Consider the following 26640-nt stretch of genomic DNA (forward strand, 5'->3'; position numbering starts at 1 on the left):
CTCTCCCAACGCAACTGCCGTGACCTTCCGCTTCGAAAGGCGCCCGGCGGGGGCGCGATGCGAAGCCGCATGGTTACGGAACTCGATCTTTTTCTGATAAGATTTATCGAGAGTTTTAAGTTAAAGGCTTGTTAAGGCCGGTTACCGCCCGCTCATCATTCTTAACAAAGCGTTAGGCGGCGGATCCGGCGCGCCGGATCGCAGCAGCGGTGGCTGCGCCTTCCGTCCCCGCCGCGACGCTGGCGATGCCCGGCCCCAGCGCTTAAGTATTCGGCCGATGGACAACGATTCTACCGACAATCCCAAGGTTTCCGGCCCGCGGACGGCGCGGCGCGGCTCCGGTCCGGCCTCCCGGCCCGCGGATCTGCCGCCGCCGGACCCGGCGCTGGAGGATATCGACCCGGCGACGGCGGGCATCGAAGAGGACGACGAGGCGCGGCTGCCGGAGGCCCCGGACGAATCAGCCGACGTGCTGCCGGAAGGCCGGCTCGCGGTCGGCCATGCCGCGATCGAGCAGGCGGTGCGGCTCGCGCCGACCTCGCCCGGCGTCTACCGCATGCTCAACGCCGGAAACGACGTGCTCTATGTCGGCAAGGCGAAAAACGTCCGCAAGCGGCTCTCCTCCTATGCGCGGGTTTCGGCGCCGCAGCCGGCGCGCATCCTGCGCATGATCGCCGCCACGGTTTCGGTCGAGATCGTGTCGACCTCGACCGAAACCGAGGCGCTGCTGCTGGAAGCCAATCTGATCAAGCAGTTGCGGCCGCGCTTCAACGTGCAGCTGCGCGACGACAAATCGTTTCCCTATATCCTGATCACCGGCGACCACTGGGCGCCGCAGATCCTCAAGCATCGCGGCGCGCAGTCGCGGCCCGGACGGTACTTCGGTCCGTTCGCCTCTGCAGGCGCGGTCAATCGCACCATCACCGCCCTGCAGCGCGCCTTTCTGGTGCGCTCCTGCACCGACGCGTTCTTCGAAAGCCGCACCCGGCCCTGCCTGCTCTATCAAATCCGCCGCTGTGCCGGGCCTTGCACCGGCGAGATCGATTTTCCCGGCTATACCGAACTGGTGCGCGAGGCGACGGATTTCCTTTCCGGCCGCAGCCGCGCGGTGAAGCAGGAACTCGCCGGCGAGATGGAGAAGGCTTCGGCCAATCTCGCCTTCGAGACCGCGGCACTTTACCGCGACCGGCTCGCCGCCCTGTCCGCGATCCAGTCGCAGCAGGGCATCAATCCGCACACCGTCGAGGAAGCCGATGTCTTCGCCATCCATCAGGAGGGCGGCTATTCCTGCATCGAGGTCTTCTTCTTCCGCACCGGGCAGAACTGGGGCAACCGCGCCTATTTTCCCCGCGCGGAGAAATCCTTCACCCCGGAAGAGGTGCTGTCCTCGTTCCTCGCCCAGTTCTACGACGACAAGCCGCCGCCGAAGCTCATCCTGCTGTCGCATGCGATCGAGGAGACCGGGCTGTTGGCCGACGCGCTTTCGATCAAGGCCGGCTTCAAGGTGGAGATCGCCACGCCCCGGCGCGGCGAAAAGAAGGAGCTGATCAGCCACGCGCTCACCAATGCGCGCGAGGCGCTGGGCCGCAAGCTGGCCGATACCGCGACGCAAGGCCGGCTGCTGCAGGGGCTGGTCACCACGCTCAGGCTGGCGCATCCGCCGAAGCGGATCGAGGTCTACGACAACAGCCACATCCAGGGCACCAACGCGGTCGGCGCCATGATCGTGGCGGGGCCGGATGGCTTCATCAAGAACCAGTACCGCAAGTTCAACATCAAGTCCGAAGGCCTGACGCCGGGCGACGACTACGCGATGATGCGCGAGGTGCTGCAGCGCCGCTTCAAGCGGCTGATGACTCAGGCCGCCGAAGGTGACGCCGCCAAACAGAAGGCGGACGACGATTCGTTTCCGCAATGGCCCGACCTCGTCATCATCGACGGCGGCCGCGGCCAGCTCAACGCCGTCCGGGAGATCTTCGCCGGCCTCGGACTGACCGGGGTGGCGCTGCTGGCGGTGGCCAAGGGGCCGGACCGCGACGCCGGCCGCGAGACCCTGTTCATGCCGGACAAGGAGCCGCTGAAGCTCGAGCCGCGCGACCCCGTGCTGTATTTCATCCAGCGGCTGCGCGACGAGGCGCACCGATTCGTGATCGGCTCGCACCGCAAGCTGCGCAAGAAGGACATTCGCGAAGCCGGCCTGCAGGAGATCCCGGGCATCGGCCCGTCCCGCAAACGGGCCTTGCTGCACCATTTCGGAACGTTGAAGGAGATCGAGCGGGCCTCGATCGCCGATCTCGGCAAGGTTCCGGGCGTCAGCGCCGAAAGCGCCCGCAAGATTTTCGAATTTTTCCACGCGCAGCCGGGATAGGGGCGGTTTCGCGTGCCAGATTTGCGTCGTCTGCAAGGGATCACGGGCGCCGCACAGTTGACCTCTGGGCTTGGGCGGTATTGGTAAGACAGATGAACATCGCGACCACAAAGGGGACGGCCAGGAATTCGCTGTCCCTGCCGAATATCCTGACCTACGGCCGGATCGCCGCGATTCCGGTGGTAGTCGGCTGCGTCTTCGCCCAATCCGTGATGGACGGCCCGTTGTGGCTGCGCTGGGTGGCGCTGGCGGTATTCATTGCGGCCGGGATTACCGATTATCTCGACGGCTATTATGCGCGGATCTGGGATCAGCAGTCGGCCTTCGGCCGGATGCTCGATCCGATCGCCGACAAGCTTCTGGTCGCATCCTGCCTGTTGATGCTGGCGGCGGACTCCAGCATCCACGGCTGGACGCTGTGGGCCGCCATCGTGATCCTGTGCCGCGAAATCCTGGTGTCGGGCCTGCGCGAATATCTCGCCGCCCTGCGGGTCAGCGTTCCCGTCACCCGGCTTGCGAAATGGAAGACCACCATCCAGCTGGTCGCGATCGGCTTTTTGATCGCCGGCGAAGCCGGCGAGATGGTATTGCCCGCGACCACGCTGATCGGCATCGCCCTTTTGTGGTTGTCGGCGATCTTCACCATCTACACCGGCTGGGATTATTTCCGCTCCGGCATCCATCATCTCATCGAGGAGGATGGAGGATGAAGGTCAAGTATTTCGCCTGGGTGCGCGAACGGATCGGCAAGACCGAGGAAACGATCGAACCGCCAGCCGATGTGCGCACGGTGGACGATCTGATCGCCTGGCTGGCGGGCCGCGGCGAGACCTACGCATACGCCTTCGAGAAGCCCAAGGTGATTCGCGCCGCGATCGACCACGCCCACGTCAAGCCGGACGCCGTCATCGCCGGCGCCCGCGAGATCGCCTTTTTTCCGCCGATGACCGGCGGCTGACCCGATGACCGCGATCGCCACCGTCCGCATCCAGGAGGCCGATTTCGACATCGGCCGCGAGATCGCGGCGATGACGAGCGGGCGCACCGACATCGGCGCCGTCGTCAGTTTCTCCGGGATCTGCCGCGGCAGCGAGAACGGCGAGAGCATCGCCGCGCTGACGCTCGAACATTATCCGGGCATGGCGGAAGCCGAGATCATGCGGCACGCCGAGACCGCGATGGCGCGCTGGCCGCTGACCGGGCTGACCGTGATCCATCGCGTCGGCCGCATCGCGCCCGGTGAAAATATCGTGCTGGTGCTGACGGCTTCCGCGCACCGGCAGGCGGCGTTCCAGGCGGCGGAGTTCCTGATGGATTACCTGAAGGCCAATGCGCCGTTCTGGAAGCGCGAGGAAAGCGCCGCAGGCACGAATTGGGTCGAAGCGCGCAGCCATGACGACGACGCCGCTGCGCGCTGGACCAAATCCTGATGGCCAGGCGCTCGAAACCGGCAGCGAAGCGGCCTGCCGCCGCCAAGCTCCCCAAGGTCGCATCCGGCGAATTGCTGACGCTGCTCGATTTCGTGCGCTATGCGACGAGCCGCTTCGTCGAGGCCAGACTGGCGTTCGCGCATGGCACCACCGATCCGGTGGCGGAAGCCGCCTTCCTGGTCTGCGAAACGCTGCATCTGCATCCCGACCAGTTCGAGGCCTTCGCGACCGCGCGGGTCACGGCGCAGGAGGCCAAGGCGATCCTCGACGTGATCGCGCGCCGCGTCGCCACGCGGAAACCGGCCGCCTATCTCGTCAACAAGATCTACATGCGCGGCCTGCCGTTCTATGTCGACGAACGCACCATCGTGCCGCGCTCCTTCATCGGCGAGTTGCTGGACTCCCATTTCGGCGGCGAGGATGACGACGCCGGCGGCTCGCTGATCGACGATCCGCTGGCAATGGAAAGCGTGCTCGACCTCTGCACCGGCTCGGGCTGTCTTGCGATCCTCGCGAGCCGGCGATTCCCCAATGCCCGGATCGACGCGGTCGATATCTCCAGGGACGCGCTCGCCGTCGCCGCGCGCAATGTCGCCGATTACGGCCTGCAGGACCGGGTGACGCTGCACCGGGGCGACCTGTTCGAGCCGGTCGGCGGCAAGCGTTACGACCTGATCATTTCCAATCCGCCCTATGTCGACGCCGAAGGCATGGCCGGTTTGCCGCGCGAATGCCGCGCCGAGCCGAAGCTCGCCTTCGACGGCGGCCCCGACGGGCTCGACATTGTCAGGCGCATCCTCGATGAGGCCGGGCGGCACCTGACGCCGCAGGGCGGGCTGTTGTGCGAGATCGGCCGTTGCCGGCCGGCGCTGGAGGCCGCCTACCCGCAACTGCCGCTGCTGTGGCTCGACACCGAGGAATCCGACGGCGAAGTGTTCTGGATCGCCGCCGCCGACCTCTGAGCGCGCAAAACCATCGTCAATCCGCCCGATCGAGCGGAAATATTGCGGTGCATTGGCGTTCCCGTGGCGCGACGAAGCTGATAGCCTGTTTGAATAGCGCCACGCCCCAAAATTGAAGAGGCCCCCATGCTGGACAAGAGCCCGAAGCCCGCCGCCGTCAACGTCCCCAACGACCTTGCCGCGCACTGGATGCCGTTCACCGCCAACCGTGCGTTCAAGAAGAACCCGCGGCTGCTCGCCGGCGCCAAGGACATGCATTATCTCACCGTCGACGGCCGCAAGATCATCGACGCCGCCGCCGGCATGTGGTGCTGCAATGCCGGCCACGGCCGCAGCCAGATCGCCGAAGCGATCGGCAAGCAGGCCGCCGCGCTGGATTATGCGCCGCCGTTTCAGTTCGGCATCCCGCAGGCCTTCGAACTCGCCAGCCGGATCGCCGATCTCGCGCCCAAGGGCCTCGATCACGTGTTCTTCTGCAACTCCGGATCGGAGGCTGCCGATACCGCGCTCAAGATCGCGCTGGCCTATCACCAGACTCAGGGTCAGGGCACCCGCACCCGGCTGATCGGCCGCGAGCGCGGCTATCACGGCGTCGGCTTCGGCGGTACTTCCGTCGGCGGCATCGTCAATAACCGCAAGATGTTCGGCACGCTGCTCGCCGGCGTCGATCACCTGCCCCACACCTATGACCGCGACAAGCAGGCCTTCACCAAGGGCGAGCCGGAATATGGCGCGCACTTTGCCGAGGAGCTGGAGCGGCTGGTCAATTTGCACGGTGCTTCCACCATCGCCGCCGTCATCGTCGAGCCGATGGCGGGATCGACCGGCGTGCTGCCGGCGCCGAAGGGCTATCTGAAGCGGCTGCGCGAGATCACCCAGAAGCACGGCATTCTCCTGATCTTCGACGAAGTCATCACCGGCTACGGCCGGCTCGGCTTCGCCTTCGCGGCGGAACGCTACGGCGTATTGCCTGACATGCTGACGTTTGCCAAAGGCATCACCAACGGTGCGGCGCCGATGGGCGGCGTGCTGGTGCGCGACACCATCCACGACGCCTTCATGAGCGGCCCGGAACACATGGTCGAACTGACCCACGGCTACACCTATTCGGCGCACCCGATCGCCTGCGCCGCGGCGCTCGCGACCCTCGATATCTACCGCGACGAGAAGCTGTTCGAGCGCGCCAACAAGCTCGAGCCGAAATTCGCCGACGCGGTGATGTCGCTGAAGAACGAGCCCAATGTGGTGGATATCCGCACCGTCGGCCTGACCGCCGGCATCGATCTCGCGTCGCGCCCGGATATGCCAGGCAAGCGCGGCTTCGACGGGCTGAACAGCGCCTTCCACGACAACGACCTGATGCTGCGGGTCGCCGGCGACACCCTGGCGCTGACGCCGCCCTTGATCGTCAGCGAAGACCAGATCGGCGAAATCGTCGCCAAGGTCGCCAAGGTGATCCGCGCGGTAGCGTAGCGCCGCCGCGGCCTCTTCACCTCGCCCCGCTTGCGGGGCGAGGGAGAGCTGAACCAGAATACGCTTGAGCCGGAGGACAGTTCGGCGCCGCTCAAAAGAACACTAGCCCTGCGAATCAACATTGATGCTAAGCTTGCGCCGCTTGGGGGAGCGCACGATACGACCGATTCCTGAAGGTTGCGCGTTTTCCGGAAGCGGGGGCAGTCTGGTCTTGAGGGCGTTGCGCGCGACATGATCCGCATTTCCACGATTTTCATCGCCATCTGCATGGTGCTGGTCGCAGCCTCCCTCGGCCTGATCCTGTATTCGGTGGCAGGCATCAGCGGATCGGAATCCGCGATCGTGGCGCTGACCGCGCTGACCTTCCTGATCCTCTACAATGCCGTGTCGATGCGGCTACGCGACCGCACCGACGTCGGCGGCCAGATCGCCGACCTGTCGCGCGGCACCGCCGACCTCGCCCGCCAGGTCGCCGAATTCGGGCGCCGCCTCGCCGCCGTCGAGGGCCGGGTGGCGTCGGCCAATTCAGCCGGAGCCGACCGCATCCAGAACGTGGTTGGCGAAATCAACGAGCTCGGGATGCTGGTCAAGCAGCTTGCGGTCTCCGTCGCCGGCCATGACGACCTGCTGGCCTCGGGCGCCGCAGTTCAGCCGCCGGACAGGCAAGCGCAGAACGAGTTGACGTTTGCCGCCGAGGAAACCGGCACTGCGGCCGAGGCCCCTGCCGTAGCGCCCGCCGCCACGGCAGCGCCCACTCCCGCCGCCGCGGCTGCTGCCCCCGCCGCCCAGACCGCGCCTTCGCGCAGCCAGGCGCAGCTGCTCGCCGCGGTCAAAAGCGCGGTCGAGGAAAACCGCATCGATATCTATCTGCAGCCAATGGTGACGCTGCCGCAGCGCAAGGTGCGCTTCTACGAGGCGGTGACGCGGCTGCGCGACGACAAGGACCAGATTCTCGCCGCCGAGGATTTCATCGCGGTCGCCGAAGCCGGCGGGCTGATCGGGCGGATCGACAACATGGTGATGCTGCGCTGCGTGCAGGTGCTGCGCCGGCTGATGGTGCGCAACAAGGATGTCGGGATCTTCTGCAACGTCGCCGCGGCGACGCTGGGCAATCCCGCCACCTTCGCGCAATGCCTCGATTTCCTCGAAGCCAATCGCGCGCTGGCGCCGTCCTTCGTGCTCGAATTCAAGCAGGCGACGTTCCGCAACCTCGGTCTGACCGAGACCGAGCATCTCGCGGCGCTGGCGCAGCGCGGCTTCCGTTTCTCGATCGATCACGTCACCGACCTGCGGATCGAGCCGCGGGAACTCGCCGACCGCGGGGTCCGCTTCATCAAGGTGCCGGCAGCGCTGCTCTTGGACCCGAAGCAGACCTCCACATCCGACATTCACCCCTCGGACCTTTCCGACCTGCTCGGCCGCTTCGGCATCGACCTGATCGCCGAAAAGATCGAGGGGGAACGCGCCGTGGTCGATCTGCTCGACTATGACGTGCGGTTCGGGCAGGGATTTCTGTTTGCACCGCCGCGGCCGTTGCGGCCCGAGGGGGCATCTGCTACCGGCGGGGCCACTCCAGACAAGGCGCAGGAACCCCATGGCTCCAGCAATACGGCTCCACTCAACAGTCCGGCCATCGAGCCCCCGCCGCGGGCAACCGGCAATGCCGCGCTGGCGCGCCGCGCCGCCGGACCGGGCTGACCGGCGTTCCCCGTCATGACGGCGCTGACGTTCGTCGAGAAGCTGCGCGACCTCGTCGATGGCGTCGACGTCGTGCTCTCCGATATCTGGGGCGTGGTTCACAACGGGCTCGAGGCCTTTCCCGAAGCCTGCGAGGCGCTGCATACGTTTCGTGCCCGGGGCGGCGCGGTCATTCTGATCACCAACGCGCCAAGGCCCGCGGACTCCGTGCAGCGGCAATTGCGCAAGATGGGCATCGCCGACGAGACCTATGACGCCATCGTCAGTTCAGGCGACCTGACCCGGCATTTCGTCGCCGGCCATCCCGGCAAGAAGATGTTCTGGCTCGGCCCGGAGCGCGACAACTCGATCTATCGCGGCCTGGATCCGGTGCTCGCGCCGCTGGAGCAGGCCGACTACATCGTCTGCACCGGCCTGTTCGACGACGAAACCGAATCCGCCGAGGACTATCGCGGCATGATGCTCAAGGCCCGCGAGCGCAAGCTGACGCTGATCTGCGCCAATCCCGACATCGTCGTCGAGCGCGGCGACCGGCTGATCTATTGCGCCGGCGCGATCGCCGAACTCTACCGCGAACTCGGCGGCGAGGTGATCTTCTACGGCAAACCGCACCGGCCGATCTACGAACGCGCCATGGAGCTCGCCGCCGAGCGCCACAGCCATCCGATCGAGCTCAACCGCGTGCTGGCGATCGGGGATTCCGTGCGGACTGACCTGGCCGGCGCGCACGGCTTCGGCATCGATTGCCTGTTCGTGACCCGCGGCATCCACTCCGAGGAGTTCGAGGGCATCGACCAGCTCGACCCGGCGTCGGTGAAGGAATTGTTCGGCCACCCGCCAAAGGCGCTGACGCGGGAGCTGAGGTGGTAGTGGGTTCTGGAGCGTTTTCCAGCTTGCCCGAACCAGTACGCTTCACGCGGGGCCTCATGGTTCGAGACGCGCGAAGACGCGCTCCTCACCATGAGGGACTGAGACCTCATCCTGAGGAGCATCGCCAACGGGTCGCGCGAATGCGCGCCCGATGACAGGCTCCGCGATGCGTCTCGAAGGATGGAGCATCTGAGGTGGAAATGGCGCTAGCCGTTAACCTGGATGCATCGTCCCGAGGGGGTGTAGCGCGCCTTACGCGTTCGCCATGTCCGGGAATACCGCCTCGATCTTGGTCTTCAGCGTGGCGGCGTTGAACGGCTTGACGATGTAATTGTTCACGCCGGCCTTCTTGGCGGCGATGACGTTTTCGGTCTTGGATTCGGCCGTGATCATGATGAACGGGGTGGTGGCGAGATTGGGGTCGGCCCGGACTTCCCGGAGCAGGTCGTAGCCGGTCATCGGCTCCATGTTCCAGTCGGAGATCACCAGCCCGTACTTCTTGCCGCGCATCTTGTTGAGCGCCGCCGATCCATCGTTGGCGTCATCGATATTCTCGAAGCCGAGCTGCTTCAGAAGATTTCGGATGATGCGGATCATGGTGCTGTAGTCATCCACCACCAGAACCGGCATCGACAGATCAACCGCCATCTTCACTCCCCCGCAACGCTACAAACCATCAACGAGCCTGCATCGGGCCGAAAAGCCCCGCAGTTCGCCCCCATCAGTAGCATCAGCCGTTAAACAGCCCGTTAACCGACCTCCGCGGGAAAGACCGGCAAGACACCCGTTCTACGGTCGATCGGGCCCCGCTTGACTTCATTGGGGCCGCCACGTCACGGTCCCGTCCCCATCCGATTTGAGCAAGAATCCCCGAAAATGACGCCTGGCTTCATTGTTATCCGCGACACCACGCCCACGACCGCGATTCCCCGGGGCGCGGTGGTGGCGATGGGCAATTTCGACGGCGTCCACCTCGGCCACCGCGCGGTGATTGAAGCCGCCCTGCAGATGGGGCGCGCCCATGGCCGGCCGGCGCTGGCGGTGACCTTCGAGCCCCACCCGCGCCGCTATTTCAGCCCGAACACCCCCCAGTTCCGGCTGACCGACGAGGCCGCCAAGCTCAGGCTGCTGGCCGGGACCGGGCTTTCCGGCGCCGTGGTGATGACCTTCGACAAGGGGCGCGCCGGGACCACGGCGCAGGATTTCATTCACCATGACCTGATCGAACGGCTCGGAATCAGCGGGATTGCGGTCGGCTACGACTTCCATTTCGGCAAGGGCCGGGTCGGCTCGCCGAGCCTTCTGGTTTCTGAAGCCCCCCGGCTCGGCATCGAGGTCGACGTCCAGGCCCATATCGATATCGAGGAACGGCCGGTCTCCTCCAGCGCGATCCGGATGGCGCTGGCGGAGGGGCAGATCGGCGACGCCACCACGATGCTCGGCGGCCCGTGGTTCATCACCGGCGAGGTGATCCACGGCGAGAAACGCGGCCGCGATCTCGGCTATCCCACCGCCAATATCCGCCTCGACAAGAATTGCGGGCTCAAGCACGGCATCTATGCGGTGCGGGTCGGCCGCGGCCAGGGAAAGGACCAGGTGCGGATCAATGGCGTGGCGAGCTTCGGCCGCCGCCCGACCTTCGACAATGGCGCGCCGCTGCTGGAAGTATTCCTGTTCGACTTCAAGGGCGACCTCTATGGGGAGACGCTGGACGTCGCCTTCATCGCCTTCATTCGCGAGGAATTGAAGTTCGACTCGGTCGAGGCGCTGGTGACCCGGATGGACGATGACAGCGCCATCGCCCGCGCGGCCCTGGCCGCCGCACCCGACGCCTTCCCGAAGCTCGGGGTGGTCGGTTGATCGCCTGCCGGATCGCCGGACGGCGGGGCTTTGCGATTCCCCCGGCCGGCTGCTATGGAAAGCCCATGTTTGCGCGGCGCACCATCCCCATTAGCGGCCCGGCTTCCGCCTGAGTTCCGGCTCGGCGCAAGACCGGGATTTCCCTCGTTCATCCGCGAATGAATCGCGTTTCCAGCGCCCTTCGAGCCAAACCAGAGTATTCATGTCCGAAAAGCCGCAGAAGTCCGACGCATCAGATTATTCCAAAACCCTGTTCCTGCCGCAGACGGAATTCCCGATGCGCGCCGGGCTGCCGCAGCGAGAGCCGGAAATCCTGGCCCGCTGGAACGAGATCGGCCTCTACGATCAATTGCGAAAGTCCGCCGCCGGCCGGGCGAAATTCGTGCTGCACGATGGCCCGCCCTATGCCAACGGCAACATCCATATCGGGCATGCGCTGAACAAGATCCTCAAGGATGTCGTGACCAAGAGCCAGCAGATGCTGGGCTTCGATTCCAACTACGTGCCGGGCTGGGACTGCCACGGCCTGCCGATCGAATGGAAGATCGAGGAAGAGAACTACCGCTCCAAGGGTAAGCAGAAGCCGGATTTCAAGGACTCTGCCGCCATGGTGGCGTTCCGCAGGGAGTGCCGCGCCTATGCGACGCACTGGCTCAACGTGCAGCGCGAGGAATTCAAAAGGCTCGGCATCATCGGCGACTGGGATCATCCCTACGCCACCATGAGCTATCCCGCCGAGGCGCAGATCGCACGCGAACTGATGAAGTTCGCCGCCAACGGCACGCTCTATCGCGGCTCCAAGCCGGTGATGTGGAGCGTGGTGGAAAAGACCGCGCTGGCCGAGGCCGAAGTCGAATACGAGGACTACACCTCGGATACCGTGTGGGTGAAATTTCCGGTGACGTCGCCGGCGCATGGCGCGCTGGCCACCGCCAGCGTCGTGATCTGGACCACGACGCCGTGGACGCTGCCCGGCAACCGCGCCATCAGCTTCTCGCCGAAGATCGCCTATGGCCTCTACAAGGTCACCGACGCGCCGGCCGACAACTGGGCCAGGAACGGCGATCTCCTGATCCTGGCGGATGCGCTGGCAGACAGCGTGTTCAAGCAGGCGCGCGTCGCGGCCTATGAGAAGGTACGCGATATTGCGGCCGACACGCTGGACGCAGTGGAATGCGCCCATCCGCTGAAGGGCGCCGGCGGCGGCTACGGGTTCACCGTGCCGCTGCTCGCAGGCGAGCACGTCACCGACGACACCGGCACCGGCTTCGTCCACACCGCGCCCGGCCACGGCCGCGAGGACTTCGACGTCTGGATGGCGAATGCGCGCGAGCTGGAGCCGCGGGGCATCAACACCACCATCCCCTACACCGTCGACGAGAACGGCGCCTTCACCGATCACGCGCCGGGCTTCACGGGAAAACGCGTCATCAACGACAAGGGCGAAAAGGGCGACGCCAACGAGGCCGTGATCAAGGCGCTGGTCGAGGCCGGCATGCTCTTGGCGCGCGGCCGGCTCAAGCATCAATATCCGCATTCCTGGCGCTCGAAGAAGCCGGTGATCTTCCGCAACACGCCGCAATGGTTCATTGCGATGGACAAGGACATTGTCGACGGCGGCAAGGCCAAGCCCGGCGACACGCTACGCGCCCGCGCGCTGCGTGCGATCTCGGTGACGCAATGGGTGCCGCCGGCAGGCCAGAACCGCATCAACGGCATGATCGCCGGCCGGCCCGACTGGGTGATCTCGCGCCAGCGCGCCTGGGGCGTGCCGATCGCGGTGTTCGTGCGCGAAAAGGGCGACGGCTCCGCCGAAATCCTGCAGGACGAAGTGGTCAATCAGCGCATCGCCGAAGCCTTCATGGAGGAAGGCGCCGACGCCTGGTACATGGACGGCGCCCGCGAACGCTTTCTCGGGGATCGCGCGGCCGAGGACTGGAAAAAGGTCGACGATATCTGCGACGTCTGGTTCGATTCCGGATCGACCCACGCCTTCGTGCTGGAAGACCGCCAGAATTTCCCCAGCCTCGGCAATATCGTCCGCAAGGTCGATGGCGGCCGGGACACCGTGATGTATCTGGAAGGTTCGGACCAGCATCGCGGCTGGTTTCATTCCTCGCTGCTGGAAAGCTGCGGCACCCGCGGCCGCGCGCCCTATGACGTGGTGCTGACCCACGGCTTCACGCTGGACGAGAACGGCCGCAAGATGTCGAAGTCGCTCGGCAACACCGTCGAGCCGCAGAAGGTGATGAAGGATTCCGGCGCCGACATCCTGCGGCTCTGGGTCTGCGCCACCGATTATGCCGACGACCAGCGCATCGGCCCGGAGATCCTGAAGAACACCATCGAGACCTACCGCAAGCTGCGCAACTCGATCCGCTGGATGCTCGGCACGCTGGCGCATCTCAAGCCCGGCGACGTGGTCGATCGCGCCGAGATGCCCGAACTCGAACGGCTGATCCTGCATCGCCTGGCCGAAGTCGACGCCATCGTGCGCAAGGCCTATGCCGAATTCGACTACAAGACGGTGGTGGCGACGCTGGCGGCATTCATGAACACCGAGCTGTCGGCGTTCTATTTCGATATCCGCAAGGATACGCTGTATTGCGATCCGCCGTCTTCGCTGGCGCGCAAGGCCGCGCTCACCACGGTCGATATCCTGTGTGACGCGATTCTGAAATGGCTGGCGCCCGTGCTCAGCTTCACGGCTGACGAGGCCTGGGTAAACTACCGGCCCGAAGGCACCCGGTCGGTGCACCTCCTCACCTTCCCGACGGACCTCGGCGCCTATCGCGACGATGCGCTGGCGGCGAAATGGGAGATCATCCGCAACGTCCGCCGCGTCGTCACCGGCGCGCTGGAAGTCGAACGCGCCGCCAAGCGCATCGGCTCCTCGCTGGAGGCCTCGCCGCTGGTCTATGTCTCGGACCGGAAGATTTTCGAGACGCTGTTCGATATCGATCTGGCCGAGGTCTGCATCACCTCGAACGCGATGGCGACCAATGACGCGGCGCCGGCGGCTGCGTTCCGCCTCAACGAGGTGCCCGGCGTCGCCGTCGTGGTCGAGAAGGCGGTCGGCACCAAGTGCGCGCGGTCGTGGAAGATCCTGCCCACCGTCGGCGAGGATGCCGAATATCCCGACGTCTCGCCGCGCGACGCAAAGGCGCTGCGCGAATGGAAGGCGCTGGGAGTGACCGTGTAATTCCTGTCGTCCCCGCCTGGTGCGCAATTGCGCACTCGGCGCGGGGACCCATAACCACCGGCGTCAGCGATAGACAAAGGAAGATGGCGAGCAGTCTTTCCAAACAGGACCGACACGGCGTATGGGTCCCGGCGTTCGCCGGGACGACATCTTATTTTGCGGCGGCGGGGGCGCCATGAACTCCCACCTCCGCGCCGGGGTGATGGCCGCCATGGTCGCGCTTGCGCTCGATCAGGCGTCGAAACTCTGGCTGCTGTTCGTGTTCGACATCGCCCGCCGCGGCGCGGTGAAGGTCACGCCGTTCTTCGACCTGGTGCTGGCCTGGAATACCGGCATCAGTTACGGCTGGTTCCAGAGCGAAAGCCAGTTCACCCAGATCGTGCTGATGATCGTCAAGGCGGTGGCGGTGGTGGTTCTGGCGGTCTGGATGGCGCGGTCGCGGACCGTGCTGGCGACCATCGCCCTCGGCCTGATCATCGGCGGCGCCATCGGCAACGCCATCGACCGCTTCGCCTATGGCGCGGTGGTCGATTTCGCCCTATTTCACCTCCAGATCGGGGGAAAAACCTTCAATTGGTACGTGTTTAACCTGGCCGACGTGGCGATTGTTGCCGGGGTAGCGGCCCTGCTGTATGATTCCTTCCTAGGGGTGCCGGCCGCAAAAGCGCCCTGATCCCGGCTGATACGAGCCCTCCAGGCAGGAACGGAGCTGCGCCTCACAGCGGCGCCCCCTCGCGAAGATTTTTGAACAGGAACAACGCGATGCGCGACACCGAAGCCAGCGGTTGGATTGTGCAAAACCCGTGGAGAGCGCTGAAGCTCTCCGCCGTCGCGCTGGGCATCGGCCTCGTGATGGCATCCGGCCCTGTGCGCGCCCAGGACGATGAAGAGGACGACAAGACCTTCGAGGAGAAGATCGTCGAAGGTATCATGGCCGGCATCGGCGGCACCAACATGGAGAACCGGGGTATCGAGTACCGCGAGCGGTCGCCGCTGGTGGTGCCTCCCAAGCTCGCCCTGCCGCCGCCGGCTTCCACGTCGGCCGAGGTGAAGGCGCCGAACTGGCCGAAGGATCCGGATGAAGCCCGGCGCAAGGCCGCCATCGCGGCCCGCAAGAAAGAGAACAAGGATCCTCAGCAATCGGCCCGCATCCTGACGCCGAGTGAACTCAATGTCGGCCGAACCGCGGCGCCGGCTCGCAAGGACAATGACCCGATCCAGCCGGGCGCTTCGTCCAATCCGATGCTCAGCCCATCGCAGCTTGGTTACGATGGCGGATTGTTCAGGAACATGTTCGGCGGCAACGCCACCGAGACCGCGCCCTTCCAGGGCGAGCCGACGCGGGACTCCCTGACCCAGCCACCGACCGGCTACCAGACCCCATCGCCGAATTTCGCCTACGGCACCGGACCGAAGCAATCGCTCGACAAGCAATACGACGTAATGACGGGTAAAGAGCGTTGAACCTGGGCGCCAGCCGCATCGGCGGCCGCGCCAGTCTCAGGACGCGCCGGTTCCCGCCCGGTATCGTGCGTCGGAAGGACGAGCGGCAACGCGTCGAACCGAAAGCCGGCGGCGCGGCTTTGCACCATCGAATTTTCTCGAGCGAGGAAGGACCGGCCGCAATCAGCGAATATCCAGGCTGACTGCCGTCAACACACGTCATGACTTCACGACTTCGAATGGCGATCCGTCTCGCCTCGGCGCTGACGTTGCTCATTGTGCCGCCGCTGGCCCTGCAGAGCGCCAGTGCCCAGACCACCGTAACCTCCGAGCGTCCCGCCACCTTCACGCTCCCGAACGGCCTGCAGGTGCTGGTGATCCCGGACCACCGCACTCCCGTCGTCACCCAGATGATCTGGTACAAGGTCGGCTCCGCCGACGAGACACCCGGCAAATCCGGCCTCGCCCACTTTCTCGAACATCTGATGTTCAAGGGCACCGCCAAGCATCCGGCCGGCGAGTTTTCAAAGACCGTGCTTCGGATCGGCGGCAACGAGAACGCCTTCACCTCCACCGACTACACCGGCTATTTCCAGCGCGTGCCGCGCGAGCAGTTGGCCAAGATGATGGAGTTCGAGGCCGATCGCATGACCGGCCTGATCCTGAAGGACGAAAACGTGCTGCCGGAACGCGACGTCGTGCTGGAAGAATTCAACATGCGGGTCGCCAACAACCCCGACGCGCGGCTGACCGAGCAGATCATGGCGGCGCTGTATCTCAATCATCCCTACGGCCGCCCGGTGATCGGCTGGCGCCAGGAGATCGAAAAGCTCGACCGCGAAGACGCGCTCGCCTTCTACAAGCGCTTCTATGCGCCGAACAATGCGATCCTGGTGATCGCCGGCGACGTCGACGCCAAGGATATCCGCCCGATGGTGGAGCGGACGTTCGGCGAGATCCCGGCGCAGCCGGCGATCCCGGCGCAGCGGCTGCGGCCGCAGGAGCCGGTGCCTGCAGCGCCGCGCACCGTGACGCTGTCCGACCCTCGCGTCGAACAGACCAGCGTGCGCCGCTATTATCTCGTTCCTTCCGCCAACACCGCCGCCGCGGGCGAAAGCCCGGCGCTCGACGTGCTCGCGCAACTGATGGGCAGCGGCGCCAACTCCTATCTTTACCGCGCGCTGGTGATCGACCGGCAGCTCGCCGTCAGCGCCGGCGCCGGCTATCAGGGCACCTCGCTCGATGCGACGCAGTTCATGATCTCGGTCTCGCCGAAGCCCGGCGTCGAATTTTCGCAGATCGAGCAGGTGATCGACAGCGTGATTGCGGAAATCGGACAGAACCCGATCCGCGCCGAGGACCTCGAGCGCGTCAAGACCCAGCTCATTGCGGAAGCGATCTACGCCCAGGACAACCAGGCGACGCTGGCGCGCTGGTACGGCGGTGCGCTGACCTCCGGCCTGAGCGTCGACGATATCCGAAGCTGGCCGGATCGCATTCGCGCCGTGACCGCCGAACAGGTCCGCGACGCCGCGCAAAAATGGCTCGACAAGAAGCGATCGGTGACGGGCTATCTGATCAAGGATGCCGCGCCGAAACGCGAGGAGAAGCGTTCGTGAATTTTGCCAAGGCCTTTTTCAGCGCTCGCGCGCGGCGCTTCGCATTCGTCCTGGCGGCCTGCCTGACCCTGATGCCGCCGGCGATAACGCCTTCGCACGCCGCGGCCAGGATCCAGCACCTGATTTCGCCCGGCGGCATCGAAGCCTGGTTCGTGCAGGACGCCACCGTGCCCCTGATCGCGATGGAATATGCCTTCGGCGGCGGCGCGACGCAGGACCCAGCCGACAAGCCCGGCGTCGGCCATATGGTTGCCAGCCTGATCGACGAAGGTTCGGGCGACCTGGATTCCAAGACGTTTCACGAACGCCTCGACCGCCGCGCCATCGAGCTGAGCTTCGCCTCGAACCGGGACTATTTCCGCGGTAGCTTGCGCATGCTCAAGGACAATCGGGACGAGGCCTTCGACCTGTTGCGGATGGCGCTGACATCGCCGCATTTCGACGGCGCCGATGTCGAGCGTATTCGCGCCCAGGTGATCTCGGGCCTGCGGCGCGAAAGCTCCAATCCGACTGCACTGGCCAGCCGCAAATTCCTGGAAGTCGCCTTCGGCGACCACGCCTACGGCCGGCCGGCCAACGGCACGCTGAAAAGCGTGCCGACGATCAATACCGCCGACATGAAGGACTATGTCCGCCGCGTGCTGGCAAAGGACACGCTCCGGATAGCCGTGGTCGGCGATGTCGACCCGGCCACGCTCGGCGCCTTGCTCGACAAGACCTTCGGCGGATTGCCGGCCAAGGCCGGCCTGACGCCGGTCGCCGACGTCGAAGCCGCCAGGCCGCCGCAGCGCGCTTTCATTCCGCTCGACGTGCCGCAGACCGTGGTGACGTTCGGCGGCCCCGGCATGAAACGCCACGAACCGGATTTCATGGCCGGCTATATCGTCAACCACATTCTCGGCGGCGGCGGGCTGTCGTCGCGGCTCTACAAAGAGGTGCGCGAGAAGCGCGGCCTCGCCTATTCGGTCTATGAATCGCTGTTGTGGATGGATCGCTCCGCGATCTTCATCGGCAATACCGGCACCCGCGCCGACCGCGCCGGCGAGACCGTCGACGCCATCGAAAAGGAAATCCGCCGCATCGCCGAGGATGGCCCGACCCAGCAGGAGCTGGACGAGGCCAAGTCCTACCTCAAGGGCTCGCAGATGCTGGCGCTCGACACCTCCTCGAAGCTGGCTTCGGCGCTGCTGCAGTACCAGCTCGACAAGTTGCCGATCGATTACATCGAGAAGCGCAACGCCATCGTCGATGCCGTGACGCTCGACGACGCCAGGAAGGCCGCCAGGCGGTTGTGGGGGCAGGGCCTGCTCACCGTGATCGTCGGCCGCGCCCCGCAGGCCGCCGCGCAGCCGGCCGCGGCGACGCCGCCTACGGCGAAGAACTGACCCCCGCGCGGGGAGACAAAGGCTCGGCAAACCCGGTATCCTGTTTGCCACCCGATTCCATCACGGTAATGTCGGGCCTTCCGGTGACGCCATGCTGCGGATTTCCCGCGACCTTTCGATCGACGAGAACGACATCGAGATCTCTTTCGTCCGCGCCTCCGGCCCGGGCGGGCAGAACGTCAACAAGCTTTCGACCGCCGCGCAATTGCGTTTCGACACCCGCCGGATCGCGCTGCCGGAAGATGCCGCGTTGCGGCTGAACCGGCTGGCCGGCCAGCGCATGACCAAGGACGGCGTAATCGTGATTCATGCGCAGCGCTTCCGCACTCAGGAGCGCAACCGCGCCGACGCCATCGACCGCCTGCTCGAACTGTTGCGCGAGGCGATGACGCGCCCGATCCCGCGGCGGGCCACCAAGCCGACGCTGGGCTCGAAAACCCGCCGGCTGGAAGGCAAGAAGCGCCGCAGCGACATCAAGGCGAAACGCGGCTCGGCCCGGTTCGACGATTGACGACTGAGAACAGCGGGGAGAGTCCGGGGTTTTCCGCGTGCGGCCTCCCCTCGACCGGCAAAACTCCCTAAATTGGGGCCTCATATCCTTGAGTCGCCCATATGCCCGTCCGCCAGCTCCCCGAACAGATCGTCAACCGCATCGCCGCCGGCGAAGTGGTCGAACGCCCCGCCAGCGTGGTCAAGGAACTGGTGGAAAACGCCATCGACGCCGGCGCCAGCCGGATCGACATCTTCACCGACGGCGGCGGCAGGCGGCGGATCGGCATCACCGACGACGGCAGCGGCATGACCCATGGCGATCTGGCGCTTGCGGTCGATCGCCACGCCACCTCCAAGCTCGACGACGAGGACCTGTTGCGGATCCGCACGCTGGGATTTCGCGGCGAGGCGCTGCCTTCGATCGGCGCGGTGGCGAAGCTCGGCATCACCACGCGCCACGCATCGGAACCGCATGCCTGGTCGCTGTCGGTCGAAGGCGGCGTCAAATCCGGCATCATGCCGGCGGCGCTGAGCCAGGGCACCCGGGTCGAGGTCAGCGATCTCTTCTATGCGACGCCGGCGCGGCTGAAGTTCCTCAAGACCGACCGCACCGAAGCCGAAGCGATCCGCGAAGTCGTGCGCCGCCTCGCCATGGCGCGGCCCGACATCGCCTTCACGCTGGCCGGCGAGGAGCGCGCGCCGGTGACCTGGGCCGCGGCCCTGCCCGGCTCTGCCGGTCGGCTGACGAGGCTCGGCGATATCCTGGGCGCCGATTTTCGAAGCTGCGCCATCGAGGTGCGCAGCGAGCGCGAAGGCGTGGTGGTCGAAGGCTTTGCCGCCGCCCCCTCGCTGACCCGCGCCAACGCGCTCGGGCAATATCTGTTCGTCAACGGCCGCCCGGTGCGCGACAAGCTCATTATCGGCGCGGTACGCGCGGCCTATTCCGACTATCTGCCGCGCGACCGCCATCCGGTCGTGGCGCTGTTCGTGACGCTGGAACCGCAGGAGGTCGACGCCAATGTGCATCCGGCCAAGACCGAAGTCCGGTTCCGCAATGCCGGCTTGGTCCGCGCGCTGATCGTGCACGCGCTGAAGGAAGGGCTTGCCCGCGAAGGCAGGCGCACCGCCGCCAACAGCGATGGCGCGGCGCTGGCCTCGTTCCGCCCGTCGTTCGCGCCGCGTCCCGGCAATTGGGACTGGCGTCGCTCGCCGGCCTATCCGGTCCGCCCGGTGCCGGGCTTCGAAGGCTCGGCGGCGCCCGCGTTCGCCGAACCGGGACAGGCCGCGTTCGATGTCGGCACGCCGATGGCGGACGTGCGCTTTCAGGAGCAGCCGTCCGCCGATCTGCTCGACCGTCCGCTGGGCGCGGCGCGGACGCAGATTCACGAGACCTATATCGTGTCGCAGACCCGCGACGGCCTCGTGGTGGTGGATCAGCATGCCGCGCATGAACGCATCGTCTATGAAAGGCTCAAGGCGTCGCTGGCGCGCAGCGGCGTGCAGCGCCAGATCCTCTTGATCCCGGAAATCGTCGAACTCGACGAAGCGACCGTCGAGCGGCTGCTCAATCGCGCCGACGAACTGGCGTCGTTCGGGTTGGCGATCGAATCCTTCGGGCCCGGCGCGGTCGCGGTGCGCGAGACGCCATCGCTGCTCGGCAAGACCAATGCCGCAGCCTTGCTGCGCGATCTCGCCGAACACATGGCCGAATGGGACGAGTCGCTGCCGCTGGAGCGTCGGCTGATGCACGTCGCCGCCACCATGGCCTGCCATGGCTCGGTGCGCGCCGGCCGCATCCTCAAGCCGGAGGAGATGAACGCGCTGTTGCGCGAGATGGAAGACACGCCGAATTCCGGCCAGTGCAATCACGGCCGGCCGACTTACGTGGAATTGAAACTTTCGGATATCGAGAAGCTGTTCGGGAGGAGATGAGGCGGGACGCTGCCGCATTCTCCGCCGTCATCGCCCGGCTTGACCGGGCGACCCAGTACGCCGCGCCGTTCTTGATAAACCATCGATGCCTCTGGAATACTGGATCCCCCGCCTTCGCGGGGGACGACGAGTTAGGGTTGGGCGGGCCACGTAATCACTGCGCCCGCAAAAACGTAAACTCGGTATCGTCATACGCCCGCCGCTCCAGCTCCTCGAAGCCATCCGGCGCTGCGAACGCGGCATCCCTGGCCTCTTCCACCACCAGGAGCGCACCCGGCGTCAGCCAGCCGCCGTCGCGCAGTGAGGCCAGCGCCTTCTCGGCCAGTTTCATGCGATAGGGCGGATCGACGAATACCAGCGAGAACGGTTCCATGGGATGCGCGGGGCCGAGATTGCTGGCGTCGCGGCGGTAGACCTTGGTGACGCCGCCCAGGCCCAGCGCCTCGACATTGTTGCGCAGCAGCGCCCTCGCCTCGGCGCCGTTGTCGACGAACAGCGCGAACTTCGCCCCGCGCGAGATCGCCTCGATGCCGAGCGCGCCGGTGCCGGCGAACAGGTCGAGCACGCGCGCGTCCGCGATCGGGTCGTCATAGGCGTGGATCAGGATGTTGAACAGCGACTCGCGCAAGCGGTCCGCCGTGGGGCGGATGTCGCGCGAGGCCGGCGACGCGAGATTGCGGCCCTTCAATCGCCCACCGACGACGCGCATCGAGCGTCACTCGTCCAGCGGCTTGATGTCGCGCTTGCCGTGATAGCCGCGCTTCGGACGGCGCGGCGGACCATAGCCGCTGGCTTCTTCCTCGTTGCGGGCGCGGGCTTCCTCGCTGCCGGTGCGCTGCACCAGCACGCGGCGGCCCTTGCGGTCGGCGATCAGGGCGCTCTTGCCGGCCGGCTTGAACGGCTTCTTGCCGCGCGGCGCGCTATCGCCGCCGGCATCTTCGATCGCTTCACCCGGCATCGGCCGGTTGAAATCCGCGCCTGCGAGTTCGGCAATCTTTTCGCCGAGCTGTTCGCGCAGCACGCGGGTCTTGACCTCCTCGACCTGGCCTTCCTCGAGTTCGCCGAGCTGGAACGGACCGTAGGACACCCGGATCAGCCGGTTCACCTCGAGCCCGAGATGCGCCATGACGTTGCGCACTTCACGGTTCTTGCCTTCGCGGATCGCGAACACCAGCCAGACATTGGCGCCCTGGTCGCGCTCCAGCGTCGCATCGATCGGGCCATACTTGACGCCGTCGACCTCGACACCCTTTTTCAGTTCGTCGAGCTGCGCCTGCGTTACTTCGCCATGGGCGCGGACACGATAGCGCCGCAGCCAGCCGGTGTCGGGCAGTTCGAGCGCACGCGCCAGCCCGCCGTCATTGGTCAGCAGCAACAGGCCCTCGGTGTTGAAATCGAGCCGGCCGATCGAGATCAGCCGCGGCAGCCCTTCCGGCAGATGGTCGAACACCGTCGGCCGTCCTTCGGGGTCGGCATGGGTGGTCATCAAGCCGCGCGGCTTGTGATACAGGAACAGCCGGGTGCGCTCGCGCGGCGGCAATGGCTTGCCGTCGACGGTGATGACGTCGTTGGCGGTGACGTCCAGCGCCGGCGAATTGATGATGCGGCCGTTGACGGTGACGCGGCCCTGCACGATCCACTCCTCGGCGTCGCGGCGCGAGGCAAGGCCGGCGCGCGACAACACCTTGGCGATGCGCTCGCCGGATTTCTTTTCGCGCGGCGGCCGGGCGGCGCGTTTCTCGAACTCGGGCTTGCGCTCACGATAGGCGCCGCGGCCGCCGAAGGCCGGGCGCTTGGCAAACACCTTGCTGTCGTCCTCGTTGTCGCGGCGCGGCCTTTCGCCTGAGGTCTCGCTGCGCGGATGCTCCTGCCAGGAACTGCCGCCCTCGCGATCCCGACGCGGCCGATCGAATTTCGGCCGGTCCTCGCGGGGACGGTCGAATTTCGGACGCTCGCGAAACGGACGATCGCCCTGGGGACGATCCCCGTGGGGGCGATCCTCGCGCGGACGCGAAAACCGCGGACGTTCATCGCCGCCACGATCCTCGCGCGGCTTGTCGTAACGGGGCTTGTCGAATTTCGGTCGATCGAAATTGCGCGCGCCATCGCGGGGCGGACGGGAATTGCGGCCGGCATGGTCGGGCGAACTGGCGTCGCGCTTCTGCCAGGGCTTGGACTCGCCATGCGCCGGACGGTCGCCAAAATCCTTGCGCGGACCGCGATCACCAGGGCCGCTATGGCGGTCCCGGGGCGCACCGCGGGAGAATTTCTTGTCGCCGCCGAATTTCCGCTCGGGCCGGTCGCCGCGGGGACGATCGCCATCGCGCGACGGACGCGCGCTGTAGGGGCGATCGCCCTGCGGTCTGTCGCCACGCGGCGTGTAGGGTCGCTTCTCGCCGCCTCCCTCTCGCGGAGTATAGGGCTTCTTGTCGCCGAATTTGCGGTCGGAAAAACGTCCAGCCGGACGCGCATCGCCGCGTTCGCTGCGGGGGGTATAGGGACGCTTCTCGCCACCGCGGTCGTCGCTGCGGGGACGGTCATCCCGGTTGAAACGCTGCGGACGATCGCCGAACGGCCGGTCGCCGCGGGGACGCGGGGCGTCACCGTAGTCGCGGCGCGGAGCGTCGCCGTCGCGCTTGCCGGCGTAGGGTTTGCCGGCCCCCGCATAGGGCTTCTTGCCGTAGGATTTCTCACCGTCGGACTTGCCGGCATAGGGGCGCCGCTCGCCCTCGCTCTTGCCGGCAAAGCCGCGCTTGGCGAACTTCTTCTCGGGTCCCCGGGCGGCGCCGGAGCGGCCCTTGCCGCCGGAGGGACGATCGCGCCGACCGCGGGAATCGTTGTTTTTATCGTTGTCGCGGGGCATGAATGTCTCTCGTGTCCAAATGAAATGGCGATCAGGCGGATGTGGACGGGCTGTCATAGCGATCACGCGCGCGCACTTGGCTCAAGGCGCATTCTCACGCAAAACCGGCATCCACTTTTGCTGAATGTGCATCTAGTAGCAGGTTTCTTCCAATGATACGAGGCATGACCGCCCCTTCTTTCATGGATTTGGCGCTTAAAACGGCCAAAAACGCCGGAAAAGCCGGCGAAGTCCCGATCGGATGCGTGATCGTGCGGGGTTTCGAGGTCATCGCCGCCGCCGGCAACCGCACCCTGACCGACCGCGATCCGACCGCGCATGCCGAAATACTGGCGCTCCGGCAAGCCGCCGAGGCGATCGGCACCGAGCGGCTGGTCGATTGCGACCTCTACGTCACGCTGGAGCCCTGCACGATGTGCGCGGCCGCGATCTCGTTTGCGCGGATCCGGCGGCTCTATTACGGCGCGGCCGATCCCAAGGGCGGCGCGGTCGACTCCGGCGTGCGGTTCTTCTCGTCTCCGACCTGTCATCATGTGCCGCAGGTTTATTCCGCCGTCGGCGAGACCGAAGCAGCGGCGTTGTTGAAGGAGTTCTTCAAGGTACGAAGGTGATAACCCTCATCCTGAGGAGCGCGCACCGCGCGCGTCTCGAAGGATGAACGCCCGCCCTCGCCCTTCGAGACGCATCGCGGAGCCTGTCATCGGGCGCGCATTCGCGCGACCCGTTGGCGATGCTCCTCAGGGTGAGGGCTCTAGCCTACCCCCGCCAGAAAAAACTCCCGCAGCGCCCTCGCCGTCGCGTCCGGATTCTCCTCCGTCAAAAAATGCCCGCTGTCGACCGGCGCGCCCGACACATCGGTCGCCCAGGTCCTCCAGGTGTCGAGCGGCGTCGCGGCCGCGCTGGCGACGCCAGCATCGCCCCACAGCGCCAGCATCGGGATGGTAATCTTCTTGCCGGCGTCGCGATCTCTCTTGTCGATCTCGAAATCGGCATAGGCCCCGGCGCGGTAATCCTCGCACATCGCATGCACGCGCGAGGGATCGCGGAACGGCGCGAGATAGTGCTGCAGCGCGCGCGGATCGATGGCGTCGAGATCCTTCGACTTGGTCTGGCTCGCCATCTTCTGCCTGAGGAAGAAATCCGGATTGCCGCCGATCAAGGTCTCCGGCAGCGGAAACGGCTGCGCCAGGAAGGTCCAGTGATAGATCTTCAGCGCATAGAGCCGGTTCATCCGTTCCCAGTAGTTGAAGGTCGGCAGGATATCGAGCACCGCCAGCCGCGACAGCCGGCCGGGATGATCGAGCGCGAGACGATAGGCGACGCGGCCGCCGCGATCATGCCCCGCCAGCGCAAAATGCACATGGCCGAGCTGCTCCATCGCCTCGACCATGGTCTGCGCCATCGTACGTTTGGTGTAGGGCGTGTGGTCCTTGTCGCTCTCGGGCATGTCCGACCAGCCATAGCCCGGCAGGTCGGCGATGATCAGCGTGAATTTGTCCGCAAGCTGCGGCGCGACGCGGTGCCACATCACATGCGTTTCGGAGAAGCCGTGCAGCAACAGCAGCGGCGGCCCCTTGCCGCCGACGCGCGCAAAGATGCGGCCCGCGCTGGTGTTGATCCATTCGGAAGCATAGCCGGGAAACAGATCGGCGAGATCGGGCATCAGGCTGGCACTCCTTCGCGGCTGACGACGGCACCTGCTTCAAACTTTGTTTGCCGTTGCCGCTGGCTGCCCCGGGATATATGCCATCGCCCAAGCCCGACCAACAATAAACCAGCACGAGGAAACTTCCGATGTCGATCGATTTCGAAATCCCGGCAGAAGCCAAGGCGATCCGCGAGAAAGTCCGTAAATGGGTGCAGGACGAATGCATCCCCGCGGAAAAGGAACTGGACACCAAGCCGCTCGCCGAAGTGCTGGGCCCGCTGCGGGCAAAGGCACGCGCGCAGGGCTTGTGGTGTCCGTGGGTGCCGAAGGAATATGGCGGCATGGGTCTCGGCCCGCTCGCCAACGCGCTGGTACAGATGGAGCTCGGTGAGAGCATGCTCGGCGCGCTCTCGATGAACACGCAGGGGCCCGACGACGCCTCGATGATGACGATCCTCGCCCACGGCACGGAATATCAGAAGGAAAAGTTCCTCAAGCCGCTGCTCAACGGCGACAAGCGCATCTGCTTCTCGATGACGGAAAAAGCCGCCGGCGCCGACGCCACGGGCATGCAGACCACGGCGGTGAAGGACGGCAACGAGAACTACATCCTCAACGGCGAAAAATGGTTCTCGTCCTCCGCCAGCGTTGCCGACATGGCGCTGGTGATAGCCAGAACCGATCCGAACGCGCCGCGCCACAAGCAACATTCGACCTTCATCGTCGAACTGCCGAATCCCGGCTACAAGATCAAGCGCAACGTGGCGAACATGGCGATCGAGGGTCCGCATGACGACATCCTGCACGGCGGCCACTCCGAGATCGAAATCAGGGATCTGAAGGTGCCGGCCGACAATTTGCTCGGCGGCGAAGGCAACGGCTTCAACATGGGCCAGCACCGCCTCGCCTACGGCAGGCTTCGCCATGGCATGCACAACGTCGCCAAGGCGCAGCGCGCGCTCGACATGGCGGCCGCGCATGTGACGAAGCGCTCGACCTTCGGCCAGCTGCTGGCCGACCGCCAGGCGGTGCAGTTCATGCTCGCCGATTGCGCCAGCGAACTCTATATCGGGCGGCTGATGCTGCTGCACATCGCCTATAAGGCGGAAAAGGGCCTGGACATCAGGCAGGAAAACTCGATCGCGAAGATCTTCCATGCCCATATGGTGCACAAGGTGATCGACACCGCGATCCAGCTCCACGGCGCCCTCGGCTTCAGCCAGGATACGCCGCTGGCCAAATGGTACACCCAGGTGCGCTCGCAGCGGCTGGTCGACGGTCCGGACGAAGTGCACAAGTGGAAGATCGGCAAGAACGTCATCAAGGCGTTCCGCGAGCACGGCACCACGGCGAGCGCCGCGGGCGGCGACTTGCTCTGAACGCAATGACGGCCGC

At 65.8% G+C, this 26640-nt stretch carries 22 protein-coding genes; 18 read left to right on the forward strand and 4 right to left on the reverse strand.

Annotated features, from left to right (window positions below; all coding sequences use genetic code 11):
* Nucleotides 1-277 precede the first annotated feature (277 nt).
* The 8 genes from uvrC to KMZ68_RS21945 all read left to right on the forward strand — a co-directional run bounded on the left by uvrC (nucleotide 278) and on the right by KMZ68_RS21945 (nucleotide 8801).
* Complete coding sequence (uvrC, locus tag KMZ68_RS21910; RefSeq protein ID WP_215613229.1) at nucleotides 278-2368, forward strand: excinuclease ABC subunit UvrC; 2091 nt, start codon at nucleotides 278-280, stop codon at nucleotides 2366-2368.
* Between the two features lie 92 nt (nucleotides 2369-2460).
* A complete protein-coding gene (gene pgsA / locus KMZ68_RS21915; RefSeq protein WP_215613230.1) occupies nucleotides 2461-3078 on the forward strand; it encodes a CDP-diacylglycerol--glycerol-3-phosphate 3-phosphatidyltransferase in 618 nt (205 codons plus the stop codon).
* A complete protein-coding gene (gene moaD, locus KMZ68_RS21920) occupies nucleotides 3075-3326 on the forward strand; it encodes a molybdopterin converting factor subunit 1 (protein WP_215613231.1) in 252 nt (83 codons plus the stop codon). The genes pgsA and moaD overlap by 4 nt, the downstream gene beginning before the upstream one ends.
* Before the next feature lie 4 nt (nucleotides 3327-3330).
* The gene (locus KMZ68_RS21925; protein ID WP_215613232.1) at nucleotides 3331-3798 is read left to right on the forward strand and encodes a molybdenum cofactor biosynthesis protein MoaE; all 468 of its coding nucleotides are present in this window, start codon (nucleotides 3331-3333) and stop codon (nucleotides 3796-3798) included.
* The gene (gene prmB / locus KMZ68_RS21930; protein ID WP_215613233.1) at nucleotides 3798-4760 is read left to right on the forward strand and encodes a 50S ribosomal protein L3 N(5)-glutamine methyltransferase; all 963 of its coding nucleotides are present in this window, start codon (nucleotides 3798-3800) and stop codon (nucleotides 4758-4760) included. The genes KMZ68_RS21925 and prmB overlap by 1 nt, the downstream gene beginning before the upstream one ends.
* Before the next feature lie 126 nt (nucleotides 4761-4886).
* Nucleotides 4887-6233: an aspartate aminotransferase family protein gene (locus KMZ68_RS21935; RefSeq protein WP_215613234.1), complete on the forward strand. Its 1347-nt coding sequence runs from the start codon at nucleotides 4887-4889 to the stop codon at nucleotides 6231-6233.
* 231 nt (nucleotides 6234-6464) lie between these two features.
* The gene (locus KMZ68_RS21940; protein ID WP_215613235.1) at nucleotides 6465-7931 is read left to right on the forward strand and encodes an EAL domain-containing protein; all 1467 of its coding nucleotides are present in this window, start codon (nucleotides 6465-6467) and stop codon (nucleotides 7929-7931) included.
* 15 nt (nucleotides 7932-7946) lie between these two features.
* Nucleotides 7947-8801, forward strand: coding sequence for a TIGR01459 family HAD-type hydrolase (locus tag KMZ68_RS21945; protein WP_215603431.1), 855 nt, complete (start codon nucleotides 7947-7949; stop codon nucleotides 8799-8801).
* Nucleotides 8802-9053: 252 nt separating this feature from the next.
* Here KMZ68_RS21945 and KMZ68_RS21950 read toward each other — a convergent pair whose 3' ends face one another.
* Complete coding sequence (locus KMZ68_RS21950; RefSeq protein WP_215613236.1) at nucleotides 9054-9449, reverse strand: response regulator; 396 nt, start codon at nucleotides 9447-9449, stop codon at nucleotides 9054-9056.
* 228 nt (nucleotides 9450-9677) lie between these two features.
* On the opposite strand from KMZ68_RS21950, the gene KMZ68_RS21955 reads away from it, so the two are divergent.
* The 8 genes from KMZ68_RS21955 (at nucleotide 9678) to mutL (ending at nucleotide 20734) form a co-directional block, all read left to right on the forward strand.
* A complete protein-coding gene (locus tag KMZ68_RS21955; RefSeq protein ID WP_215613237.1) occupies nucleotides 9678-10661 on the forward strand; it encodes a bifunctional riboflavin kinase/FAD synthetase in 984 nt (327 codons plus the stop codon).
* A 202-nt stretch (nucleotides 10662-10863) separates the two neighbouring features.
* Nucleotides 10864-13863: an isoleucine--tRNA ligase gene (gene ileS / locus KMZ68_RS21960; protein ID WP_215613238.1), complete on the forward strand. Its 3000-nt coding sequence runs from the start codon at nucleotides 10864-10866 to the stop codon at nucleotides 13861-13863.
* Between the two features lie 175 nt (nucleotides 13864-14038).
* Entirely contained in the window at nucleotides 14039-14536 is a 498-nt protein-coding gene (lspA, locus tag KMZ68_RS21965; RefSeq protein WP_215613239.1) for a signal peptidase II, read from the forward strand.
* Between the two features lie 89 nt (nucleotides 14537-14625).
* Nucleotides 14626-15327: a hypothetical protein gene (locus tag KMZ68_RS21970; RefSeq protein WP_215613240.1), complete on the forward strand. Its 702-nt coding sequence runs from the start codon at nucleotides 14626-14628 to the stop codon at nucleotides 15325-15327.
* 218 nt (nucleotides 15328-15545) lie between these two features.
* On the forward strand, nucleotides 15546-16925 hold the full coding sequence (locus KMZ68_RS21975) for a M16 family metallopeptidase (RefSeq protein ID WP_249779447.1): 1380 nt from the start codon (nucleotides 15546-15548) through the stop codon (nucleotides 16923-16925).
* Nucleotides 16926-16996: 71 nt separating this feature from the next.
* Nucleotides 16997-18310 carry a M16 family metallopeptidase gene (locus KMZ68_RS21980; protein WP_249779663.1) on the forward strand — a complete coding sequence of 438 codons (1314 nt, stop codon included), beginning with the start codon at nucleotides 16997-16999 and terminating at the stop codon, nucleotides 18308-18310.
* A 91-nt stretch (nucleotides 18311-18401) separates the two neighbouring features.
* The gene (gene arfB / locus KMZ68_RS21985; RefSeq protein WP_215613243.1) at nucleotides 18402-18821 is read left to right on the forward strand and encodes an alternative ribosome rescue aminoacyl-tRNA hydrolase ArfB; all 420 of its coding nucleotides are present in this window, start codon (nucleotides 18402-18404) and stop codon (nucleotides 18819-18821) included.
* Between the two features lie 101 nt (nucleotides 18822-18922).
* Nucleotides 18923-20734 (forward strand): DNA mismatch repair endonuclease MutL, encoded by a 1812-nt coding sequence (mutL, locus tag KMZ68_RS21990; protein ID WP_215613244.1) that lies wholly within the window; start codon nucleotides 18923-18925, stop codon nucleotides 20732-20734.
* Between the two features lie 154 nt (nucleotides 20735-20888).
* Here mutL and rsmD read toward each other — a convergent pair whose 3' ends face one another.
* Both rsmD and KMZ68_RS22000 read right to left on the reverse strand, forming a co-directional pair.
* Entirely contained in the window at nucleotides 20889-21443 is a 555-nt protein-coding gene (rsmD, locus tag KMZ68_RS21995; protein WP_215613245.1) for a 16S rRNA (guanine(966)-N(2))-methyltransferase RsmD, read from the reverse strand.
* A 6-nt stretch (nucleotides 21444-21449) separates the two neighbouring features.
* Nucleotides 21450-23597, reverse strand: a complete 2148-nt coding sequence (locus KMZ68_RS22000; protein ID WP_215613246.1) for a pseudouridine synthase — start codon at nucleotides 23595-23597, stop codon at nucleotides 21450-21452.
* A 152-nt stretch (nucleotides 23598-23749) separates the two neighbouring features.
* On the opposite strand from KMZ68_RS22000, the gene KMZ68_RS22005 reads away from it, so the two are divergent.
* Entirely contained in the window at nucleotides 23750-24208 is a 459-nt protein-coding gene (locus KMZ68_RS22005) for a nucleoside deaminase (protein ID WP_215613247.1), read from the forward strand.
* A gap of 140 nt (nucleotides 24209-24348) precedes the next feature.
* Here KMZ68_RS22005 and KMZ68_RS22010 read toward each other — a convergent pair whose 3' ends face one another.
* Nucleotides 24349-25260, reverse strand: coding sequence for an alpha/beta fold hydrolase (locus KMZ68_RS22010; protein WP_215613248.1), 912 nt, complete (start codon nucleotides 25258-25260; stop codon nucleotides 24349-24351).
* Nucleotides 25261-25391: 131 nt separating this feature from the next.
* Between KMZ68_RS22010 and KMZ68_RS22015 the strand changes: the two genes are divergently transcribed.
* Nucleotides 25392-26624 carry an acyl-CoA dehydrogenase family protein gene (locus KMZ68_RS22015; protein ID WP_215613249.1) on the forward strand — a complete coding sequence of 411 codons (1233 nt, stop codon included), beginning with the start codon at nucleotides 25392-25394 and terminating at the stop codon, nucleotides 26622-26624.
* Nucleotides 26625-26640 lie beyond the last annotated feature (16 nt).

Source organism: Bradyrhizobium sediminis, assembly GCF_018736105.1.
GTDB lineage: Bacteria > Pseudomonadota > Alphaproteobacteria > Rhizobiales > Xanthobacteraceae > Bradyrhizobium.

Excerpts from the sequence above, each read along its gene's own strand:
- KMZ68_RS21970 (WP_215613240.1), top strand. The coding sequence starts at position 14,626 with ATGCGCGACACCGAAGCCAGCGGTTGGATTGTGCAAAACCCGTGGAGA.
- KMZ68_RS21940 (WP_215613235.1), top strand. The coding sequence starts at position 6,465 with ATGATCCGCATTTCCACGATTTTCATCGCCATCTGCATGGTGCTGGTC.
- KMZ68_RS22010 (WP_215613248.1), bottom strand. The coding sequence starts at position 25,260 with ATGCCCGATCTCGCCGATCTGTTTCCCGGCTATGCTTCCGAATGGATC.
- KMZ68_RS21925 (WP_215613232.1), top strand. The coding sequence starts at position 3,331 with ATGACCGCGATCGCCACCGTCCGCATCCAGGAGGCCGATTTCGACATC.
- rsmD (WP_215613245.1), bottom strand. The coding sequence starts at position 21,443 with ATGCGCGTCGTCGGTGGGCGATTGAAGGGCCGCAATCTCGCGTCGCCG.
- KMZ68_RS21950 (WP_215613236.1), bottom strand. The coding sequence starts at position 9,449 with ATGGCGGTTGATCTGTCGATGCCGGTTCTGGTGGTGGATGACTACAGC.
- lspA (WP_215613239.1), top strand. The coding sequence starts at position 14,039 with ATGAACTCCCACCTCCGCGCCGGGGTGATGGCCGCCATGGTCGCGCTT.
- KMZ68_RS22005 (WP_215613247.1), top strand. The coding sequence starts at position 23,750 with ATGATACGAGGCATGACCGCCCCTTCTTTCATGGATTTGGCGCTTAAA.
- KMZ68_RS21945 (WP_215603431.1), top strand. The coding sequence starts at position 7,947 with ATGACGGCGCTGACGTTCGTCGAGAAGCTGCGCGACCTCGTCGATGGC.
- KMZ68_RS21935 (WP_215613234.1), top strand. The coding sequence starts at position 4,887 with ATGCTGGACAAGAGCCCGAAGCCCGCCGCCGTCAACGTCCCCAACGAC.
- KMZ68_RS21980 (WP_249779663.1), top strand. The coding sequence starts at position 16,997 with ATGCCGCCGGCGATAACGCCTTCGCACGCCGCGGCCAGGATCCAGCAC.
- KMZ68_RS22000 (WP_215613246.1), bottom strand. The coding sequence starts at position 23,597 with ATGCCCCGCGACAACGATAAAAACAACGATTCCCGCGGTCGGCGCGAT.
- KMZ68_RS22015 (WP_215613249.1), top strand. The coding sequence starts at position 25,392 with ATGTCGATCGATTTCGAAATCCCGGCAGAAGCCAAGGCGATCCGCGAG.
- uvrC (WP_215613229.1), top strand. The coding sequence starts at position 278 with ATGGACAACGATTCTACCGACAATCCCAAGGTTTCCGGCCCGCGGACG.
- ileS (WP_215613238.1), top strand. The coding sequence starts at position 10,864 with ATGTCCGAAAAGCCGCAGAAGTCCGACGCATCAGATTATTCCAAAACC.
- KMZ68_RS21955 (WP_215613237.1), top strand. The coding sequence starts at position 9,678 with ATGACGCCTGGCTTCATTGTTATCCGCGACACCACGCCCACGACCGCG.
- moaD (WP_215613231.1), top strand. The coding sequence starts at position 3,075 with ATGAAGGTCAAGTATTTCGCCTGGGTGCGCGAACGGATCGGCAAGACC.
- prmB (WP_215613233.1), top strand. The coding sequence starts at position 3,798 with ATGGCCAGGCGCTCGAAACCGGCAGCGAAGCGGCCTGCCGCCGCCAAG.
- KMZ68_RS21975 (WP_249779447.1), top strand. The coding sequence starts at position 15,546 with ATGGCGATCCGTCTCGCCTCGGCGCTGACGTTGCTCATTGTGCCGCCG.
- pgsA (WP_215613230.1), top strand. The coding sequence starts at position 2,461 with ATGAACATCGCGACCACAAAGGGGACGGCCAGGAATTCGCTGTCCCTG.
- mutL (WP_215613244.1), top strand. The coding sequence starts at position 18,923 with ATGCCCGTCCGCCAGCTCCCCGAACAGATCGTCAACCGCATCGCCGCC.
- arfB (WP_215613243.1), top strand. The coding sequence starts at position 18,402 with ATGCTGCGGATTTCCCGCGACCTTTCGATCGACGAGAACGACATCGAG.